Below are 19,455 nucleotides of genomic sequence, written 5' to 3' on the forward strand. Positions count from 1 at the left end.
GTTCTCGGTGGACCTAGGGACGGCGGACTTCTCTCCCATGCTCCACAGAATCCGATCCGCCTTAAGAATGTCTTGCGGTCCGGCCCCGAGTTTTCATGGGGATTTTGAGGGAGGTCCGAAGGCAGCGCATGACAGGAAACGCTTGCATGCGTTGTCGATGACGGTCATTGACTGCGGTCATGTCTCAAACCCCGCAAACACAGCGCCTCGACCAGCTTCTCGTCTCGCGCGGTATCTTCGAAAGTCGCTCCCGGGCGCGCGATGCGATCACGCGCGGCACGGTGAGCGCCAACGGACAGATCGTGACGAAAGCGGGCCAGGTTTTTCCGCCCGATGTCCCTCTGGCGATCGACGATCCGGCCAAGGACTATGTCTCGCGCGCCGCGCTGAAACTCGTCGCCGCGCTCGATCATTTCAGCCTGGATCCGAAAGGCCGCGATTGCCTGGACGTCGGCGCCTCGACCGGCGGCTTTACCGAGGTACTGCTCGAACGCGGCGCGGCGCATGTGACGGCGATCGATGTGGGCCACGGCCAGATGCATGAGCGCATCGCCGGCGATCCGCGCGTGACGAATATCGAAGGGCTGAACGCCCGCAATCTCTCGGAAGGCGATCTCGGCGGGCGGGCGATCGATTTCGTCGTATCGGACGTCTCCTTCATCTCGCTGAAGCTTGCGCTGCCGCCGGCATTGAAGCTTGTCGCGCAAGGCGCCATATGCGCGCTGCTCGTCAAGCCGCAATTCGAAGCCGGCCGCGAGGCGATCGGCAAGGGTGGGCTTCTCAAAGACCCGGAAAGCGCTTCCGAGGTGGCGGCGGAACTCGAACGCTGGCTGAGTAAAGACATGGGCTGGAAGAGCTTCGGCCTCATTCCCTCCCCTATTTCCGGCGGCGACGGCAACCAGGAATTCCTGTTGGCAGGACAGAAGGCATGAGCACGGAAACGGTAACCATCACGCGGCTCGGCGCGCAGGGACACGGCATCGCGGAGAGCGAGAAGGGGCCGATCTACGTGCCCTATGCGCTGCCCGGCGAGACCGTGGCGATCGCCCGAAACGGCAATCACGGCGCGGTCATGTCGACTTCCATCGCCTCCCCGAACCGCATCGAGCCGCTCTGTCGCCATTTCAGCCCGGATCGCGACGCCTGCGGCGGCTGTTCGCTGCAGCACCTGGCGGATGCTCCCTACCGGGCCTTCAAGCGGGCGCTCGTCATCGACGCGCTGAAATCCAAAGGGCTGACCCCGGAAGTCCGCGAACTCGTCGTCGCCAACCCCGGCGAGCGGCGCCGCGCAGTGTTTTCGGCGCGGCGGACGGAGAAGGACTTCCTGCTCGGCTTCAACCGTGCCGAGACCAATCATATCGTCTCGATCGAGGAATGTCCCATCGCCTCGCCGGGTATCGTGGCGAGGCTCGATGCAATCCGCGCCATCGGCCAGTCGCTCGCGACCGGATCGGAGACCTTCCGCATCACGGTTCTCGAAACGCTTTCCGGCCTCGATATCGCCGCCGAAGGCTTGAAGCCGCTTTCCGACAAGCAGCGCCGGGCGGCGACCGAAACCGTGCTCGGGCTCAAGGGCATCGCCCGGGCTTCGGTGAACGGCGAAATTCTGATCGAGCCGCAGAAGCCGCTGATCGATTTCGGCGGGGTCAAGGTCTCGCCGCCGGCGGGCGCCTTCACGCAGGCTACGAAACAGGCGGAAGAAGCCATGGCCGAGCTCGTGCTTTCCCATATCGGCAAAGCCAAGCGCGTGCTCGACCTTTTCGCCGGCTCCGGCACCTTCGCGCTGAGACTTGCCCGCACCGCCAAGGTGCACGCGGTAGAAGGCGAAGAAAAGCCGCTGAAGGCGCTCGACCATGCCGCCCGCAATACGCAAGGGTTGAAGCCGGTAACCGTGGAGAAGCGCGACCTCTACCGCCGGCCGATGATCCCCATGGAACTGAAGAACTATGACGCCGTGGTCTTCGATCCGCCTCGCGCCGGCGCCGAAGCGCAGGTGAAGGAAATAGCCCGCTCCAACATCAAGACGATCGCGGCGGTGAGCTGCAATCCCATCACCCTTGCCCGCGACCTCAAGATCCTGGTGGATGCCGGTTACAAAATCCGCTCCGTCACGCCGATCGACCAGTTCCTCTGGTCGCCGCATGTGGAAGCGGCGGCGCTGCTGGAGAAGTAGGAGCTACCGCTTCAGAAACGCCTCGAACGCCGCCCTTGCCTCGGCGCTCCTGAGCCGGGCTGCGAAGTGGACGAGTTCCTCATCGATGCGGGCGAGCACCGCATCGCGCGGGCCGCGGACGAGATCGCGGGCGATCTTCAAGGCCTGCGGCGGCTTTTTCGCCAGGCTCGCGGCGAGCGCCAGCGTTTCCACCTCCACCGCTTCCGGCTCCACGACCTTCCAGATCATGCCGGCCTGGAGGGCGGCTTCCGCCGAAAGCCCCTCGCCCGCGACCAGCATGGCAAAGGCCCGCTGATGGCCGATCACCTTCGGCGCGAGAAGGCTGGAGGCGGCTTCCGGCACGAGCGCCAGATCGACAAAGGGCGTCCTGAACAGGCTACGGTAGGATGCGACCGTCATGTCACAATGCAGGTTCAGCGTCGTGCCGATGCCGATCGCCAGGCCATCGACCCCGGAAACGAGCGGCTTTTCGGCCACCGCCAGCGCCTTGATGAAAACGGCCGCGGCGGGCGCTTCCTTCGAGCCGGACATGGCATAGGCGAGGAAATCGCCCATGTCGTTGCCGGCCGAAAAGCAGCCTTCCGTGCCGAGGAAGGCGACGGCGCGGATTGCCTCATCCGCATTCGCCTCTTCGAGCGCCGCCGTCATGCGATCGTACATGGCGGAGGTGATTGCGTTCTTCTTTTCCGGCCGGTTGAAGCGGATGACCATGACGCCCGGATGGTTCTCCGGACGCTCGACAAGGATATGACTGTCGCTCACGCCGTTCCCCTTCAAGCCAGAACCGAGCGGGCGGCTTCCAGGCTCGCCGCTCCCGACATCACGCGGTCACGCAGGGCCGAGCTTTCGGCCAGCAGGTTTTCGGCGGCGAAGCGGCAAAGCGCCACCCGCCTTGCCGGGCCGCCATCATCCGCCTCGACGAGCCCGCCCTTGGCGAGATAGGCGCCGGTCAGCACCAGCCCGAACAGCCGCTGATAGGGCGTGGCGCCCGCAAGCGCCTCGGATAGGCGGCCTTCCGCCTGCCCCTCGAGCAGCCAGGTCGTGGCATTTTCGAGTGCGACGATCGCCGCCTTCAGGCGATCCGCGGTCTCGCCGAACTCTACATTGTTGGAGGCCGCGACCTTGTCTGCGATATCCTTCAGTTCCGCGATGAAGCCGCTCACATGATTTCCGTCCGAAAGCGGCAGCTTGCGGGTGACGAGATCGATCGCCTGGATGCCGTTGGTGCCTTCGTAGATCGGCGCGATGCGCGCATCGCGGAGGTAGCGGGCAGCACCCGTCTCCTCGATGAAGCCCATGCCGCCATGCACCTGGATGCCGAGCGAGGCGACATCCACGCCGATATCGGTGGCGAAGGATTTGGCGATGGGGGTCAAAAGCGCGGCGCGCTCGGACCAATGGCGGGCCTCGTCGCCTTCGGTGTGGTGCGCCGTGTCGATGGCATGGGCGCAGGCATAGCAAATGGCGCGAGCGCCCTGCGTCAACGCCTTCATGGTGATGAGCATACGGGCGACATCCGGATGCTCGATGATGGGGCTCATCCCTCCTGCCTGGCCCGAATCGGACCAGCCGGGCGCCTTGCCCTGCGTCCGCTCCCTGGCATAGGCGATCGCCTTCTGGGTGGCGGCTTCGGCAATCGCGACACCCTGCATGCCGACCGCGAGGCGGGCATTGTTCATCATGGTGAACATGCAGGCGAGGCCCTTGTTCTCCTCGCCGACGATCCAGCCGATCGCTCCTTTTTCCTCACCATATTTTCCGTCGCCATAAATCATGGTGCAGGTCGGCGCGCCATGGATGCCGAGCTTGTGTTCGATCGAATGGCAGAAGACGTCGTTGCGGGGTCCAAGCGAGCCGTCCTCGTTCACCAGGAATTTCGGCACCAGGAAGAGCGAAATGCCGCGCGTGCCGGCCGGCGCATCCGGAAGCCGGGCGAGAACGAGATGGATGATGTTCTCCGCCGCGTCGTGTTCGCCCCAGGTGATGAATATCTTCTGGCCGAAGATGCGGTAGGAGCCGTCGTCATTGCGTTCGGCGCGGGTCTTCAGCACGCCGAGATCCGAGCCCGCATGCGGCTCGGTGAGGTTCATGGTGCCGGTCCATTCGCCGGATACCAGCTTCGCGAGGTAAGTTTCCTTGAGGGCTTCGCTGCCGTGCTTGTCGAGCGCCTCGATCGCGCCCATGGTGAGCGTCGGCGCCAGCGCAAAGGCCATGGAGGCGGAGTTCCACATCTCCAGCGTCGCGACGTTCAGCATGTGCGGAAGGTTCTGGCCGCCGAAGGCTTCCGGGCCCGTCAGGCCGTTCCAGCCGCCTTCACGCCAATGACGATAAAGGTCCGCCCAGCCGTCGGGCGTCCTGACCTCGCCATCGGTCAGCTTCGCGCCCTGCCTGTCGCCCGCCTCACCGAGCGGCGCCATCTCGTCGCTCGCGAAGCGGCCCGCCTCTTCCAGGATCGCCTCTACGAGATCGGAGCTCAGGTCTCCGAAGCGGCCGATCTCGATGGCGTCAGCCAGTCCCGCGACGTGATTGAGCGTGAAGGCGATCTCCTCCACAGGTGCCTTGTACATGGTTCTTCCTCCTCGTGGCCCTCTCGGCAGGCGGCAGCCCCCCTCAAGCCGACTCCACCATCGCGATTACTTTCTTTTACGTAAACGTAAATACGGTTGTCAATGAGCTGCCGCCTCGTCCGATTACGCCCTGAACCCTCCTGCGTGAAATTGGCGTCACATAACTCCGATAATCTAGCGGATCATTTCGCGAGTCCACGCCTCATGCTTCTTGTTCCGCCTGCCATTCCCGGTCTCGTCTGGGCCTATCATTTCCATCCTGGCTCTTCCTCCTGTACCCGCCTTCCGGCCGAGGCCAACCGTAGCGATCTCGACATCGGCGAAGGGTTCCTCTGGCTGCATCTCAACCTCGCGGACAGCCGCGTCACCTCGTTTCTGGAGGGGCTCGAAGGCCTTACGCCTGCGGCCGTCGCGGCGCTCACCACCCATGACACGCACGCGACCATCACGCTCGACGAACAGCTCGTCCATGGCACGCTGGTAGATTTCCAGCGGGAGTTCGACAGCGAGACCAGGGATATCGGCTGGCTGCACTTTTTCGTTTCTAACAGGATCATCATCACCACCCGGCTGCAGCCGCTGCGCTCGATCGACCGCGTACGCGGAGCGGTCGAGAAGAACGCCTCGCGTTTCAAACGCCCGATCGACGTCTTCGAAACCATCGTCGCGGAATTCCAACGCACGCTGATTACGCTGGTGATGGAGCTGACGGAGGAGCTGAACCTCATCGAGGATTTCGTCTACGACAACGCGCCCCGCGACGAGCGGCGAAAGCTCGCGCCGGTTCGGCGGACCGTCGTAAGACTGCATCGTCACTTGCGTACGGTGCTGACCCTGCTCAGGCGCGCGGCGGCCTCCGAAGACGACGAGATGCCGGAAGGTTTCGACGATGTCGCCTCCCGGCTGATGAACAGGCTGGAAGCCGTGGATCACGACGTCTATGCGCTGCAGGAGCGGGCAAGACTGCTGCACGAGGAGATCGATTCGAAGCTTTCCTCGGAGACGAACCGCCACCTTTACATCCTGTCGCTGATGACCGCCTTCCTGCTGCCGCCATCCCTGGTGACGGGCTTTTTCGGCATGAACACCTCGTCGCTTCCCTTCGCCGAAGGCATAGGAGGAACAGCCTTTGCCGTCGGTTTCATCCTGTTTTCTGTGGCGGCGGCATGGTGGGTGCTGCGGCGAGCGGGAATCCTCTAGAAACGAGAAAACCCGCCCGGCTTTCACCGGACGGGTTCATCAAGCTCTTATTCAGACTGGCCGATCAGTAGTAGGGCGAAAGGCACTGCTGGCGCGGCCCGTTATAGGGCTGGAAGGTGTTGCTGTAGCTGTCATAGGACCGATAGCGGGTAGCGCACCAGTCGTAGTGACGCGGGTTGAGGTTACCTGCGACCGGAGCCGGAGCCGGAGCCGGCTCGACATAGCGCGGTGCGGCAACGGCGCCGCCGATCACCGCCCCGGCGGCAAAGGCCGCGAGCGGGAACCAATAACCTTCATGGTAGCGATAGCCGGCGCGGCGATCACGGTAGCCGCGATGGCCGTTGTAATAGCCCTCGCGATAGCCGCGGCGGTAATCGCGGCGGGATTCCCGCCAGTCGCGGCGATCGCGCCAATCGCCACGGTCGCGCCAGTCACGCCGGCCGTCCCAGTCGCGATACTGCACCTGCGTCACCTCGGAGGCGGCAGCCGGCTTATCGAGCGCCGGCAGCGGCATGGCCTGAGCCGGCACGAGGGAGCCGGCAAGCACGGCGGCGGAAAGACCGGAAACCGCGAGTTTCTTGAACAGCGTGAGCATTTCTATCTCCATTTCTAGTTGACCGGAACAGTTCCAGTCGGAGCGGCGCTTGCCTTCGGGCGAATAGTCATCCTCGAGGGCAGGCAACCCGTAAATCCGTCGCGATCCTAGGAAGATGATCCTGAACCGGCGATTAACGATAGGGAATGGCTTCTTTGGGCTGAAACGAAGGCGAAATATGAAAAATCCCGCTCGGATTTCTCCGGGCGGGATGGTTCCGTAGATCTTTCGGATTCGTCAATACGGCGAGTTGCAAATGCGGCGCACGCCGGGGCTCGACACGTAAGTGTTGTCCGATGCGCGATAGGTCCGGTAGCGGTTCTCGCACCAGGCATAGTGGCTGTTGCTATAGTCGCCGCGCGGAACGACCGGCCGCGCCTGCGTGGCGCCGCCGATGATCGCGCCGGCCGCGAAAGCCGCGAGCGGGAACCAATAGCCATTGTGGAAACGATAGCCCGGACGGCGATCACGGTAGCCGCGATGGCCGTTGTAATAGCCCTCGCGATAACCACGGCGGTAGTCGCGGCGACGCTCCCAACGATCGCGGTCGCGATACTGCACGTCGGTTATGATACCGGATGCCGCCGGCTGGGGCATGGCGGGCATGGTGAAGGCCTGGGCCGGGCCGATGCCGGTGATCGTCATGACCAGGGCGGCGGCAGCGGCGGCCAAGCGTAAACGAAGAGCATTCATGTCGGTGCTTCCCCTGCAGGAGTTGGACGAGCCACAACGCAGTCACCGCGATTTTGTTCCAAGCCACTGGAAATTCAGGGGATTCTTCAGGCTTCCACCTCGATATCACCCTTGGGGCGCGAGCAGCAGGCGAGGATGTAGCCCTCCTCGATATCCTCATCGAGAATGCCGCCATTGTGGTTCATCTCCACCTCGCCCGAAAGCAGCATGACCCGGCAGGTGCCGCAGAGACCGGATTCGCAGGCCGCCGGGATGCGTACCCCGTTCGCGCGCGCCGTCATCAGCACCGTCTGGCCGGGCTGGGCGGAAATCTGCTTGCCGGAGGAGGAGAAGGCGATGGTCGCCAGAGCCTCGCCATCGGCGGTGGTCGCGGGCAATTCCTCGACCGAGGGCTGGGCCGGCTGGAAACTCTCCTGATGGTAACGCCGCATGTCGAAACCCGAGGCTTCGAGCAGCGAGCGCACCGCCGCCATGAACGGTTCCGGGCCACAGCAGAAGACCGTCCGGTCCAGGAAATCGGGTGCGAGCAGCGCGATCTTCGCCTTGTCCACCATGCCCTTCAGGCCCGACCAGAGATCGGTGCGGCCGCATTGCTCGACGATGAAGCCGAGCGACAGTTTCGGCATGAAGCGGGCCATATATTCCAGCTCGTGCCGGAAGATGATGTCGGAGGGCGAGCGCGAGCAATTCAGGAAAACGATATCGCTCTGCGGCGCCCGGTCACTCATGTCGCGGGTCATCGACATCATCGGCGTGATGCCGGAGCCCGCCGAAATGAAGAGGTATTTCTCGCCCGGATGCCGGACATAGGAAAAATCCCCGAGCGGACCGAAGGCCCGGATGCGCATGCCGGGCTTCAGGTTCTCGAACATCCAGCGGGTGCCGATGCTCTCCTTTTGCGCCTTCACCGTCACCGCCAGCGCATAGGGCCGCGAGGGGCTGGAGGAAAGCGTATAGGTCCGCATGACCGGTTCCGGGCCGACCGGCAGTTCCAGGGTCACGAACTGGCCCGGTACATAGCGGAACCAGTTCATGCGGTCGGCGCGGAAGGTGAAGGTCATCACGTCGGGCGCTTCCGGCGTGACGGAGAGGCATTCGAGGAGATGCTGCCGGTCGTTCCAGGGCTTCATCTCGTCCAGATGCGGATAGGAAGTCGAAGCGGTGAGCGCCATGTTCATCTTACGCCACCGCCGACAGTTTCTGCTCGCCCTGCAGGCGCTCGATCATGAAATTCGAATACCACTCCACGAACTGCATGACGCCTCCTTCGTCTTCCGGCGAATAAGGGCCGGGTTCATAGGCGGGCGAGCGGATGCCGAATGCGTTCTCCTCGACGATCTGGCGGTCCTGGTCGTTGGTCATGTTCCAGACATGCGTCAGTTCCTCGAGGTCGTAGTCGACGCCTTCGACCGCATCCTTGTGGACGAGCCACTTGGTCGTGACGGCCGTCTCCTGCGGGCCGATCGGGGTCACGCGGAAGGAAATCGTGTGATCGCCAAGCATGTGGTTCCAGGTGGTGGGATAGTGGAAGAGCAGCATGGTGCCGATATGCGAGATCGTGACGTCATCGGACAATGGACGCCGCACGGCGCGCCTGCCGCTCATCGTATAGCTTTCGGCGTCCTCGATCAACGGCATCCGGGCCACGCGGAACTGGCCATCCGGCGACATGCGGAACTCGCTCGGAAGGCCCGCCGCTTCGCAACGCGCCCAATGTTCGGCGATCACCGGATCGTCCTTGGCGCCCTGAACCCCGGTCGCGCTCGGCGCTTCGGGATAGGTGCGGCAAAGCTCCGGATGGTTCGCCGCGCAGTGGTAGCATTCGCGGTTGTTTTCCCAGACGAGCTTCCAGTTGCCCTTCTCGATGATGGTCGACTGGTGGGCGACCTTGGCTTCCGAGAGCCGGTGCGGCGCCATGTAGGGTTCGATCGCGGCCCGCACAGTTGAGAAATCCGGCGCCTCGTTGGCAAGGCAGATGAAGATATAGCCGGCGACGCTTTGGCAATGCACCTTCTTCAGTCCGAAGTTCGCCTTGTCGAAATTCTCGCCCATGTGACGGGCAAAAAGCAGGGAACCATCCAGCTCGTAGGTCCACTGGTGATAGGGACAAACCAGGCGCGCGGACGAGCCCCGCTCGGTGGTGCAGACGCGGCTGCCGCGGTGGCGGCAGGAATTGTGAAAAGCGCGGACCTGACCATCGCGGCCACGGACGATGATGACGGAATAATCGCCGATCTGCACGGTGAAATAGTTGCCAGCCTTCGGCACCTCGCAATCATGGCCGATGAACAACCAATCGCGATACCAGATCATTTCCAGATCGAGCTTGTAATATTCCTGATCGATATAAAAAGGCTGTTCCAGGCTGAATCCCTCACGGCGGTTCTTGAGCTGCCGCAGGACCTGATTGTGGATATCCATCTTCCGTTTCCTCGTAAATCGGGTTGCGGAAGGACATGGGAAAGCCGACAGGCGAGCGCCTGCCTCTACCCGTCCTCCGAACGCCCACCGCGATCGGTCATGACTTATCGTTCAAGGCTGGTTTCCGGGCTCAGGAGCTGTCCCGAAGGACCGGCATGACACCTTCCCAGGCGGCCTTTGCGGCTTCTTTCCCAGTGGCATTTGCCATGCCTCGACACTCCACCACCGTTGCGGGGGCAGCGCCGGATCAGGGTGGTAAAACCCTCGCCGGCTTCCCAATTTTCCGCTCTTCCCTAGCAAGAGCGGCACCTTGAGCTTGAGGGCATATAATCACCGGTCCTCCTTGTCGCATAGGCGACAATGCGACATCCGCAGCCGTATTGACGACCGGCGACAAATGCCGCCAGCCTCCGTCGTTCCAGAGAAACGAGACGTTAATCGTCGGCCTCTAAATTCCGCGCGAAAACGGAGGGCGGGACGTGCAGGCCAGGGGAAAGCTTCGCTATTACGACAGCAGGGAGTATAGGCCCTATGTCGCGCCAGCGAAGGCGACCTATCACTCCGAATTCCTGCGCACCGGGCGCATTTCGCGCGCGCACCCCATCTGGGTTCCCGAGGAGCGGCGCTATCTCACCTATCAGGAAGTGGCCGACCGCACCGGCAAGAAACTCACGGTAGCCGGCGAGAAGAGCCATGAGCGGATCAACGGCTTTCACCGCTCCATCCGTTTCCCCAAGCTGATCTTCCACCGCACGCTCGAGGACAATCCGCATCTCGGCTATTGCCATGTGACGGCCGCGAGCACCCTCCTCTCGCGCCATGCGCAGGTGAGCTGGTCGTTCTACATCGCCAACTTCTTTTCCGAGATCGGCGAGAACGATCGGTTCTTCGAGCGCATCAACCCGGATTATTCCCGCATGTTCTTTGCCGTCGCGATCGAGGGCGAAGCGGGCAAGCCGACGCGGCTCGACCGCTCGATCCGCGGGAACGGGCTCCTGTTCCAAACACGCGACCCCAAGGAGGCGCTGAAGAACGTGCTTTTGCTCGGGGCGCCGGACGAGGCGGTTCGCGCCATCATCAAAAGGCTTTAAACACGGCCTCCGCCGCGCTATTGACGAGCGGACATGACCGCAGAGATCATCGATATCCGGCAGAACAGGGAACGCGCGCTGGCGCGGGCCTCGACCGTGCTTTCGGAAGGCTTTCCCATCGCGCTTCCGACCGAAACCGTCTACGGGCTTGCCGCAGACGCCACCAATCCCGCCGCGATCACCCGCATCTACGAGACCAAGGGCCGACCGCGCTTCAATCCGCTGATCTGCCATGTGGCCGATTTCGCCATGGCGGAGCGCTATGCGGAGTTCGATCCCATTTCCCGAAAGCTTGCGGAAGCCTTCTGGCCGGGGCCGCTCACCCTCATCCTGCCGCTGAGGGCCGGGAGCGGCATTCATGCACTCGCAACCGCCGGGCTCGATACCGTCGGCATCCGCATTCCGCGAGGCTTTGCCGGCGAGCTCATCCGCGTCCTCGATCGGCCGCTTGCCGCACCCAGCGCCAATACGTCCGGCAAGGTGAGCCCGACGAGTGCGGCCCATGTGGCTGAAGATCTCGGGGAAAAGCTGCAACTGATCCTCGATGGGGGTGCAGCACCAGTCGGCGTCGAATCCACCATCCTGCGCGTGGAGGACGGCGCGGTGCGGATGTTGCGCCCCGGTGGGGTGGCAGGCGAGGAGATCGAGAGGATCACCGGACTTCCGCTCATCCGCGCCGAAGGGCCTGTCGCGATCATCGAGGCGCCGGGCATGCTCGCCTCACACTATGCACCGACGGCCGCCGTGCGGCTGAACGCCAGCCATGTGGAGCCCGGCGAGGCCCTCATCCGCTTCGGCGACACTCCGATAACAGGGATCGAACCTGCCACGGCAGTTTTCGACTTGAGCCCTTCCGGCGATCTTGCGCAAGCCGCCGCAAACCTGTTCGACTATCTAAAACGGGCGGATGCCAGCGGAGCTAAGCGCATCGCCATCGGCCCAATCCCCAACGAGGGCTTGGGCGAAGCGATCAACGACCGGCTGGCGCGCGCGGCCGCGCCGAGAGAATAACGGGAGGAGTAGCCGATGGACGTTCCGGGACCTGCGCCAGAAGTGCTGGAACACTTCGCGGCGATCGTCGGCGCCAATCACGTGCTGCGCGATCCACAGGACCTCGCACCGCATCTCGTCGAGAACCGTGGCCTCTATCACGGCACCTCCCCCATGCTCTTGAAGCCCGGATCGACGGAAGAGGTTTCCGCCATCCTGAAGCTTGCCAGCGAGACGGGCACGCCCATCGTGCCGCAGACGGGCAATACCGGCCTCGTCGGCGGGCAGACGCCGCGCAGCACCGGCGGCGATCTCATCATCTCGCTCGAACGCATGAACCGCATCCGCGACGTCGATCCGATCGCCAATGTGCTGGTGGCCGATGGCGGCGCAATCCTCGCCGACGTCCAAAGGGCAGCCGAATCCGTGGGCCGATTGTTCCCCCTGTCGCTCGGCTCGGAAGGCTCCTGCCGCATCGGCGGCAATCTTTCCACCAATGCCGGTGGCACGGCGGTGCTTGCCTATGGCAATATGCGCCAGCTCTGCCTTGGGCTCGAAGTGGTGCTGCCGACCGGCGAAATCTGGGACGGGCTGCGCCGCCTCAAAAAGGACAATACCGGCTACGACCTGCGCGACCTCTTCATCGGCGCGGAGGGCACGCTCGGCATCATCACCGGTGCGGTGCTGAAACTCTTTCCGCAGCCGGTCGGCCATCAAGTGGCGCTGGCGGGCGTCAATTCGCCGGAGGATGCGCTGCTTCTCTTCGAGCGCGCCTCCAATCTCTGCGGCACGGCGCTGACCGGCTTCGAGCTCATGCCGCGGATCGGCATCGAATTCACCACCCGCCACATTCCGGGCGTGCGCGATCCGTTTTCCCAACCGCATCCCTGGTACGCGCTGATCGATATCTCCACCTCGGATTCCGCCGAAACCGCCGAGACGATGGTGCAATCCCTGCTTGGGCAAGGCTTCGAGGCCGGCCTCGTACGTGACGCGGTGATCGCCTCCTCCGTGGCGCAGCAGAAGGCGCTCTGGCACATGCGCGAAAGCATGTCGGACGCGCAGAAGCCGGAGGGAGGTTCGATCAAGCACGACGTCTCCGTGCCGGTCTCGCGCATTCCAGCCTTCATGGCGGAAGCCGAAAAGGCGGTGCTGGCGGCGATGCCCGGCGCACGTATCTGCGCCTTCGGCCATCTCGGCGACGGCAATATCCATTACAACATCTCCCAGCCCATCGGCCCGGACATAGAGGCCGACAAGCCCGCCTTCCTGGCCCGCTGGCGGGAGATGAACGAGATCGTGCACGGCATCGTGCTGGCCGAAGGCGGCTCCATTTCCGCCGAACACGGCATCGGCCAGTTGAAACGCGACGAGCTGGCGCATATCCGCCCCGCGATCGAGATCGAGCTGATGCGGCGCATCAAGCGCGCCTTTGATCCCGCCGGCATCATGAACCCCGGCAAGGTGGTCGAGGCGTGATGGCCCGCGAACCGAAACTGACGATCCGCCTCGATCTGGAAAACGGGGTGCGCCTCGGGCCCGGCAAGGCGCAGCTTCTGGAGCTGATCGCCGAGCATGGTTCGATCCGCGCGGCCGGCGCGGCGATCGGCATGTCCTACCGCCGGGCATGGCTGCTCGGCGACGAGATCAACCGGATGTTCCGCGAGCCGTCGATCTCCACCCGCCACGGCGGGAAGTCCGGCGGCGGCGCCGGGCTGACTCCTTTCGGACAGGAACTGCTCGCCCGATACCGGCAGATGGAAGAAGCCGCCCGAGAAGCGATGCGCAAGGACCTCGCCTGGCTCGAAGCGAAGGCGGACCCGGCCTACGAGCCCCGCGACAAGACCGAGGACGGTTGAGCGTCTCGCCTATCCCGAACGGACCTGAGAGAGCGCCCAAAGCGTATCGGCGCTGATGCCGACTGCGCCACCGCCACCGGTTAGGATACCGAGCGCCGGCGAAGTGGCCACGTTGTTCTCCAGATCGTACATCATGGTGAAGCGCTTCACGAGCTTGTCGAGCTTTTCCGGATCGGAGAGATCTTCGAGATTGAGGTATTTCTCCACCACCTTCGCCTGCCGATCGACATCCATGTTGCTGATTTCTGCTGGCAGGCTGAAGGTAATACGGAAGAATTCCAAGAGGGCGTCGTCGCCGATGATCACGTAAGGATCGGTGATGCTGTCGGCCATGCGCTGGAAGTAGAGCGCGAGGCGCACGCCGGCATTCTCCCCGCCCTGCTGAGTTTCCAGAACCTGGCGCAGATAGGCGCTCTCGGTCGCCAGCACTTCGCCGGCATTCTGCACCTGAGCGGAGGCGGCCCGGCTGACATTGCCGTCCTTGTCGAAATTGAAGCTGCCGACCATCTGGGCGAAGCGCTTGTCCTCCAGCGTGTTGACGAAGCTTTCCGGGTCATCGAGATCGGATGTGAAGGCCTTCTTGAGGAAATCGTCCGTCACCGTCGTGGGATCGATGCCCTTGGCGGTCAGCAGGATATCCATCAGGCGCCGGTCCTTGAGGAGCTGGTCGCGATTGTCGAGCGCCTGCATGGCGGAGGTATAGTATTTGGATTCCTCCTCCGCCTTCTTCTTGGCCGCTTCCAGCGCATCGCCCTTGAGGAAACGCGTCTCGCGCAGGATATATTCCTTGCCGACATTCGTGATGGTGGCAGTGGACTGCGCCAGAGCCGGCGGGGTGATTTGTCCTTTGGCATTGAAGTTGAACGTTCTTGCCAGCGTCAGCAGACGCTCGTCCTTCAACTGGTAGACATAGCTCTTCGGATCGGAAAGATCGCTGGTCAGAACCTTCTTCAACTTGATGGTCGAGATAGAGGCCGGGTCGATGCCGACGGCTTGCAAAGCAAAGGTGTAGACCGCTTTTGTGCCGAGGAAATCATCGAGCGTTTTGACGGCCGCCATGCCTTGCTTGTAGAGACTGTAGGCCTTGTCATGGGCCTCGTCCTGCTTATCATCGTAGCGGCTGTAATAGTTGCTGCGCACGGAGTTGAGCGCCTCGGGCTTCAGCGCCTGGCCGGCGGCCACGGTGCCATCAGCCGCAAAGTTGAAGGCTTCGTAGAGCTCTTTGTATTGGGGACGCGTCTCGGCGTACTCCTCCACGATGCCGTTATAATTCATCAGGATCTGCTCGATCGTGGACTTCACGATATAGACTTCGTTCAGATCGAAGGCCGCCCGGATGTAATCGTAGAGGATCGGATCGTTGACGATCTCGCTCACATTGGTGACCGTGGCGATCTTCTTCTCGAAATATTGCTGGTTGAATATGGCCTCGGCATTGGTCTCGCGCGACTGCTTGCTGAAATAGCTGGCCAGGATCGACTCCAGCTTTTCCTCTGTCAGCGCGCCATCGGCCGGTGCGCTGCCATCCGCGTTGAACTGGAAATCCTCCGCCAGCTTCTTCATCTTCTCCGCATAGGTGATTTGCGGACCGAGGCTGTTCATGAGGGTGGCGAGTTCGGCGCGGCGCGCATCGGTCTGTTCGACCGGCACCAACTTGGCGTTCAGCTCTTCAAGGGTTTCGCGGTACCCATCGAGCCCCTCCTGCACGGAGACCAGCGCCTCCTCGATATCCGCCAGCTCTTTCCTCTTGGCGTCGAGCTTTGCCTGCGTCTCCTCCGGATCGACACCGGAATCGGGATCGCTCAACTGCGCTTCGAGTTCGGCGATCTCCGCCTCCGCATCGGCCTTGGCCTCCTGGCCCAAAGCCAGCGATTCCTCCGCTTTCGGAATCTCTCCGATAATGGTCTGCCGGTTCTGAAGGTCGGTATCCTCCTGCTTTGCGGCATTGTACTGGGCCGGGTACTGCTCGAGCTTGGTTCCGAAGACCGTGTTGTAATAGCTGTTCGGATCGTTGGGATCGCTGGTCAGCACGCCCTTGATGACCGAATAATTGTAGTAGGTCCCATCGATGCCGTAGGTCGTGAACATGAGATTGCGCAGCCGGTCGTTCTGCAGAAACTGATCGACATTCTTGACGTTTCCGGCCTCGCCCATCATCACCTTGAAATAGCGGGTTTCCTCGGAAACCGTGTCCTCCACCGTCTTGACGGTCTGGTCGTAGAGGCCGATCAGATCGTCCATCTGCGCGGAGGACTGCGCGACGGCCGTTCCGCCGACTCCCCCGAAATTGAAAGCTGCGGCAAAGTCCCGGTAACGCTCGTCGGCCAGGCGGTTGGCATAGCTGTTCGCGTCGCTCAAATCGCTTTCGAGGACCTTCTTCATGAAGGCCTTGGCGTAGATCATGTCCTCCAGTCCGTAGGCCGTCATGGCATAGGAGAACAGCCGGTAATCGTTGACGAACTCGTCCACCGTTTTGATCTTGCCGATATTGTCCTTGTAGTACTGAGAGTCACGGGCAACGTCCGTCTGCTTTGCGACGCGCGAGAGGCTCTGCGGCAGGTTGCGCGTAACGAGATCATAGCTGAGATAGGTCGTTACCATGGACGTGCCCTTCAGGTCGGAATGATGCCCGGCGAGTATCGGCCATCAGCCTTGTCCGTAGCTTTTGAACCAATCCCGCGATGAAACGGTTCGGAGGGCGTTCACCCTCTGGAAACCCAAAAGCTTGGGCGTTTCGCTAACCATCGGAGGCGGCAAACCTTCCTTAACCGCGATTTTTAAGCAGTCTCGAAGATGGGCACCCTATCTTGGCCCTCAGAGGACAAAAGTCCCGTGGAGAAGACCGGAAAACGGCTCTCAGGTAAAACAAGGGTAGCATACACAATGACCAATTCCGTTCTGAAGCCCTCATGGGCAGGGTCGACATTGAGGCTCGATCCGTCTCGCTTTCCGCAGCAGGTCACCTATGCCCTGCGCGAGACATCAGGAGATGTTGCAATCACTATCGACGAGCGTGGCGCCGTGCTGCGCAAGACCCTTCCCTCAAGCGGCCTGCCGCTTTCCTTCGCCCTGCCGGCGCGCGCCTTCAAGGGCGTGGCCGCCCGTGCCATCGACCATGGCGACGGCGAAGTGACGGTAACGCTCGAACTGCACCATGACGATCCGGATCTCTGCATTCCGCTGCTCGTCGCCCACGATCTCTGCGATATCGCCGCCGATTGGCGCAACTGGTCGGAAGCCTTCCGCATTCCCATGCTGATGGTGGAAGCCGATGGCGTCGCACGGCCGCTGGAAAACCATATCGGCCAGGTGCGCACCCAGGACATAAAGCCCCGCCGCCGCCATTCCTATTTCGCCGCCCGCCGGCCGCGCTTCCTAGTGCGCCGCTCGACAGGCAGCCTCGGCGTCGCCATGAAGATCGAAGGCAAGGAGATCATCGCGCGCCGCTGATCCACCGCCGACCGCGATTTACGAAAAAGCCCGGCTCATTGCCGGGCTTTTTGCGTTTTCACACTTCTTCTGAAATTATCTAAGCCACGAGAAGGGCCAGAAGCAAGCCGACGAAAAGAACCGTGCCGACCCAGAAATTGAACCTGAACAGCTTGAGGCACTGGTCCGGATTGTCGATATCGAGAACCAGGATTTGCCAAGCGAACATGAGAGCCGCGACCAGCAAGCCGAGATAGGCAAGCAGGCCGACGCCGGCCGCGAGGAAGGCGAGCAGCAGGAAGACGAGTGCCGCGCCGTATAGCCCGATCAGCCAGGGCTTTGTTCTTTCTCCGAAAAGCCGCGCAGTCGAGCGCACGCCGATCAGCGCGTCGTCTTCCTTGTCCTGATGCGCGTAGATCGTGTCGTAGCCGATCGTCCAGGCGATCGCGGCCATGTAGAGCCAGATCGCCGCCATGGAAAGGCTGCCGAACATGCCGGCCCAGCCCATCAGCGCACCCCAGGAAAAGGCAAGCCCGAGGAAGAATTGCGGCCAATCCGTAAACCGCTTAGCGAAGGGATAGATCGCAACCACGGCAAGCGACAGGATGCCGAGGAAAATCGCAAAGCCGTTGAACTGAACCAGCACAAGCAGACCGACCAATGCCTGGGCGGCCAGAAAGACCTTTGCCTCGAAACGGGTCACCCGGCCCGAAGGCAGCGGCCGCGAACGGGTGCGCGCCACTTCCATATCGATGTCATGATCGACCAGATCGTTATAGGTGCACCCCGCGCCGCGCATAGCGACCGCGCCGATGAAGAAGAGGACGAGATGGAAGAGGAAGAGCGGTAGCGAGAAGCTACCCTCGGCCGCCGCTGCATTGGCGGCGAGCGCCGAAGACCAGAAGCATGGCCAGAGCAGAAGCTGCCAGCCGATCGGCCGATCCCAGCGGGCGAGTTGCGCATAGGGCCATGCCGGGCGCGGCAGCACCCGGTAGACCCAGTTGTCCGAGGGCGCGTCGAAAACGCGCCCGTTGAGATCGTCGGCGTTGGTCATTGGCGGGTTCTACTCCCCGCCCCGCGAACCGGTCAAGGAAAAGCGATTGCCTCTCAGACCGCGATCTTGTCCAGCGGCAGGCGCTGCTCTTCGAAGGCCTTCAATTCGGCCTCGCGTTCGTAGATGTAGTTCCGGTTATCCGGCACCGCCATCCGCTGCTTGACGATCTGCATCTGGAAAATAAAGAACTTCTCGTGCGTGAATGCCATTTCCGAGCCGGCCAGATAAAACTCCCACATGCGCACGAAACGCTCGTCGTAAAGGGCGGCCGCCTTCTCCCTGTTCGCCATGAAGCGCTGGCGCCAGTGGCGCAGCGTATGGGCATAGTGCATCGGCAGGATCTCGATATCCGATACCAGGAGACCCGCCTTCTCGATCGCCGGCATCACCTCGCTGATCGCAGGAATATAGCCGCCGGGGAAGATGTACTTCTCGATCCACGGATTGGTGATGAGCGCCGGGTGGGGCTGGCCGATCGAATGCAGCACCATGACGCCGTCATCGGCGAGCACATCATCCACCTTGTTGAAGAACTTTCGATAGTTCAGCCGGCCGACATGCTCGAACATGCCGACGGAAACGATGCGATCGTACTGCTTCTGCGGCGGCAGGTAATAATAATCCTGCAGTTCGAAACGGACGCTGTTGGCAAGCCCGCGCTTGGCCGCTCGCTCGCGCGAGATCTTGAGCTGCTCCTTGCTGAGCGTAATGCCGGTGACATCGACGCCCGAGGACTCGGCGAGATACATGGCCATGCCGCCCCAGCCGGAGCCGATCTCAAGCGCCCGCTGGCCGGGCTCGGCCTGAAGTTTCGCCACGATATGGCGCTTCTTGGCGAGCTGCGCCTCGTCGAGCGAAATGCCCGGCGGATTGAAATAGGCGCAGGAATATTGCCAGTCCTCGTCGAGGAACAGCGAGAAGAGCTTTTCACTGAGATCGTAATGATGAGCGACGTTGCGCTGATTGTGATTGATCGGCACGCGATTGCGGAATTGGGAAACCGCGATGCGGGCAAGCCCCCGCCACATCATGCCGAAGGACAGGCCCTCGCTCAGCGTGTTGTCCTTGACGAGCGCCATGAGCTCGTAGATGTCGCCTTCTTCGACGATCATCCGGCCTTCCATATAAAGCTCGCCGAGCTTCAACTGAGGGTCGGCCGCAAGCTCCCGCTCGGCCTCGTCATCGGTGAAGCGAAGACCGACGGTCCTTCCCCCTCCTCCTCCAAATCGCTGCTCTCCCCCTGGGCCTTTCACGGTCAGGGTGCCAGTTTTGATAATCCTGTCGAGGAGTTTGCGAAGGGACGAGGCCATGGTCTCACCTCCAGAGATACTAAGGCTGCCTTATCAATTTGGAAAGAAATAATACTTTCCAGGGAACTTACAA

17 protein-coding genes and 1 riboswitch are annotated in these 19,455 nt (G+C 62.3%); of the genes, 8 read left to right on the plus strand and 9 right to left on the minus strand.

The window, feature by feature from the left end:
* Positions 1-179 precede the first annotated feature (179 nt).
* Positions 180-932, plus strand: coding sequence for a TlyA family RNA methyltransferase (locus YH62_RS19890; RefSeq protein WP_046796085.1), 753 nt, complete (start codon positions 180-182; stop codon positions 930-932).
* On the plus strand, positions 929-2,173 hold the full coding sequence (locus tag YH62_RS19895; RefSeq protein WP_046795977.1) for a class I SAM-dependent RNA methyltransferase: 1,245 nt from the start codon (positions 929-931) through the stop codon (positions 2,171-2,173). The genes YH62_RS19890 and YH62_RS19895 overlap by 4 nt, the downstream gene beginning before the upstream one ends.
* A 3-nt stretch (positions 2,174-2,176) precedes the next feature.
* Here the strand turns inward: YH62_RS19895 and YH62_RS19900 are convergent, their stop codons facing one another.
* Entirely contained in the window at positions 2,177-2,935 is a 759-nt protein-coding gene (locus YH62_RS19900; RefSeq protein WP_082118430.1) for a crotonase/enoyl-CoA hydratase family protein, read from the minus strand.
* Between the two features lie 11 nt (positions 2,936-2,946).
* Entirely contained in the window at positions 2,947-4,740 is a 1,794-nt protein-coding gene (locus YH62_RS19905) for an acyl-CoA dehydrogenase (RefSeq protein ID WP_046795978.1), read from the minus strand.
* Positions 4,741-4,944: 204 nt separating this feature from the next.
* On the opposite strand from YH62_RS19905, the gene YH62_RS19910 reads away from it, so the two are divergent.
* Positions 4,945-5,940, plus strand: a complete 996-nt coding sequence (locus YH62_RS19910; RefSeq protein ID WP_046795979.1) for a transporter — start codon at positions 4,945-4,947, stop codon at positions 5,938-5,940.
* Between the two features lie 64 nt (positions 5,941-6,004).
* Here YH62_RS19910 and YH62_RS19915 read toward each other — a convergent pair whose 3' ends face one another.
* The 4 genes from YH62_RS19915 to YH62_RS19930 all read right to left on the minus strand — a co-directional run bounded on the left by YH62_RS19915 (position 6,005) and on the right by YH62_RS19930 (position 9,649).
* Positions 6,005-6,535, minus strand: coding sequence for a BA14K family protein (locus tag YH62_RS19915; protein WP_046795980.1), 531 nt, complete (start codon positions 6,533-6,535; stop codon positions 6,005-6,007).
* 237 nt (positions 6,536-6,772) lie between these two features.
* Positions 6,773-7,228, minus strand: a complete 456-nt coding sequence (locus YH62_RS19920) for a BA14K family protein (RefSeq protein WP_046795981.1) — start codon at positions 7,226-7,228, stop codon at positions 6,773-6,775.
* 86 nt (positions 7,229-7,314) lie between these two features.
* A complete protein-coding gene (locus YH62_RS19925; RefSeq protein WP_170986308.1) occupies positions 7,315-8,406 on the minus strand; it encodes a hybrid-cluster NAD(P)-dependent oxidoreductase in 1,092 nt (363 codons plus the stop codon).
* A gap of 1 nt (position 8,407) precedes the next feature.
* Positions 8,408-9,649 (minus strand): aromatic ring-hydroxylating dioxygenase subunit alpha, encoded by a 1,242-nt coding sequence (locus YH62_RS19930; RefSeq protein ID WP_046795982.1) that lies wholly within the window; start codon positions 9,647-9,649, stop codon positions 8,408-8,410.
* 97 nt (positions 9,650-9,746) lie between these two features.
* A riboswitch (cobalamin riboswitch) is annotated at positions 9,747-9,977 on the minus strand.
* A 151-nt stretch (positions 9,978-10,128) separates the two neighbouring features.
* Here YH62_RS19930 and YH62_RS19935 point away from each other — a divergent pair.
* Genes YH62_RS19935 through YH62_RS19950 form a run of 4 tightly spaced genes read left to right on the plus strand, consistent with a single transcriptional unit; the run spans position 10,129 to position 13,589 of the window.
* Positions 10,129-10,740, plus strand: a complete 612-nt coding sequence (locus tag YH62_RS19935; protein ID WP_046795983.1) for a DUF6656 family protein — start codon at positions 10,129-10,131, stop codon at positions 10,738-10,740.
* 33 nt (positions 10,741-10,773) lie between these two features.
* Complete coding sequence (locus tag YH62_RS19940) at positions 10,774-11,751, plus strand: L-threonylcarbamoyladenylate synthase (RefSeq protein WP_046795984.1); 978 nt, start codon at positions 10,774-10,776, stop codon at positions 11,749-11,751.
* A gap of 15 nt (positions 11,752-11,766) precedes the next feature.
* Complete coding sequence (locus YH62_RS19945) at positions 11,767-13,209, plus strand: FAD-binding oxidoreductase (protein ID WP_046795985.1); 1,443 nt, start codon at positions 11,767-11,769, stop codon at positions 13,207-13,209.
* Complete coding sequence (locus tag YH62_RS19950) at positions 13,209-13,589, plus strand: transcriptional regulator (RefSeq protein WP_046795986.1); 381 nt, start codon at positions 13,209-13,211, stop codon at positions 13,587-13,589. The genes YH62_RS19945 and YH62_RS19950 overlap by 1 nt, the downstream gene beginning before the upstream one ends.
* Before the next feature lie 9 nt (positions 13,590-13,598).
* On the opposite strand, the gene YH62_RS19955 is transcribed toward YH62_RS19950, so the two are convergent.
* Positions 13,599-16,190, minus strand: a complete 2,592-nt coding sequence (locus YH62_RS19955; protein WP_046795987.1) for a DUF1217 domain-containing protein — start codon at positions 16,188-16,190, stop codon at positions 13,599-13,601.
* 282 nt (positions 16,191-16,472) lie between these two features.
* Here YH62_RS19955 and YH62_RS19960 point away from each other — a divergent pair, with 282 nt between their 5' ends.
* A complete protein-coding gene (locus tag YH62_RS19960; protein WP_046795988.1) occupies positions 16,473-17,039 on the plus strand; it encodes a DUF6101 family protein in 567 nt (188 codons plus the stop codon).
* A gap of 79 nt (positions 17,040-17,118) precedes the next feature.
* On the opposite strand, the gene ubiA is transcribed toward YH62_RS19960, so the two are convergent.
* The gene (gene ubiA, locus YH62_RS19965; protein WP_046795989.1) at positions 17,119-18,072 is read right to left on the minus strand and encodes a 4-hydroxybenzoate octaprenyltransferase; all 954 of its coding nucleotides are present in this window, start codon (positions 18,070-18,072) and stop codon (positions 17,119-17,121) included.
* A 53-nt stretch (positions 18,073-18,125) separates the two neighbouring features.
* Positions 18,126-19,382, minus strand: a complete 1,257-nt coding sequence (locus YH62_RS19970) for a cyclopropane-fatty-acyl-phospholipid synthase family protein (protein ID WP_046795990.1) — start codon at positions 19,380-19,382, stop codon at positions 18,126-18,128.
* Between the last annotated feature and the right edge of the window lie 73 nt (positions 19,383-19,455).

The sequence above is a fragment of the Rhizobium sp. LC145 genome, assembly GCF_001005825.1.
Lineage (GTDB): Bacteria > Pseudomonadota > Alphaproteobacteria > Rhizobiales > Rhizobiaceae > Neorhizobium.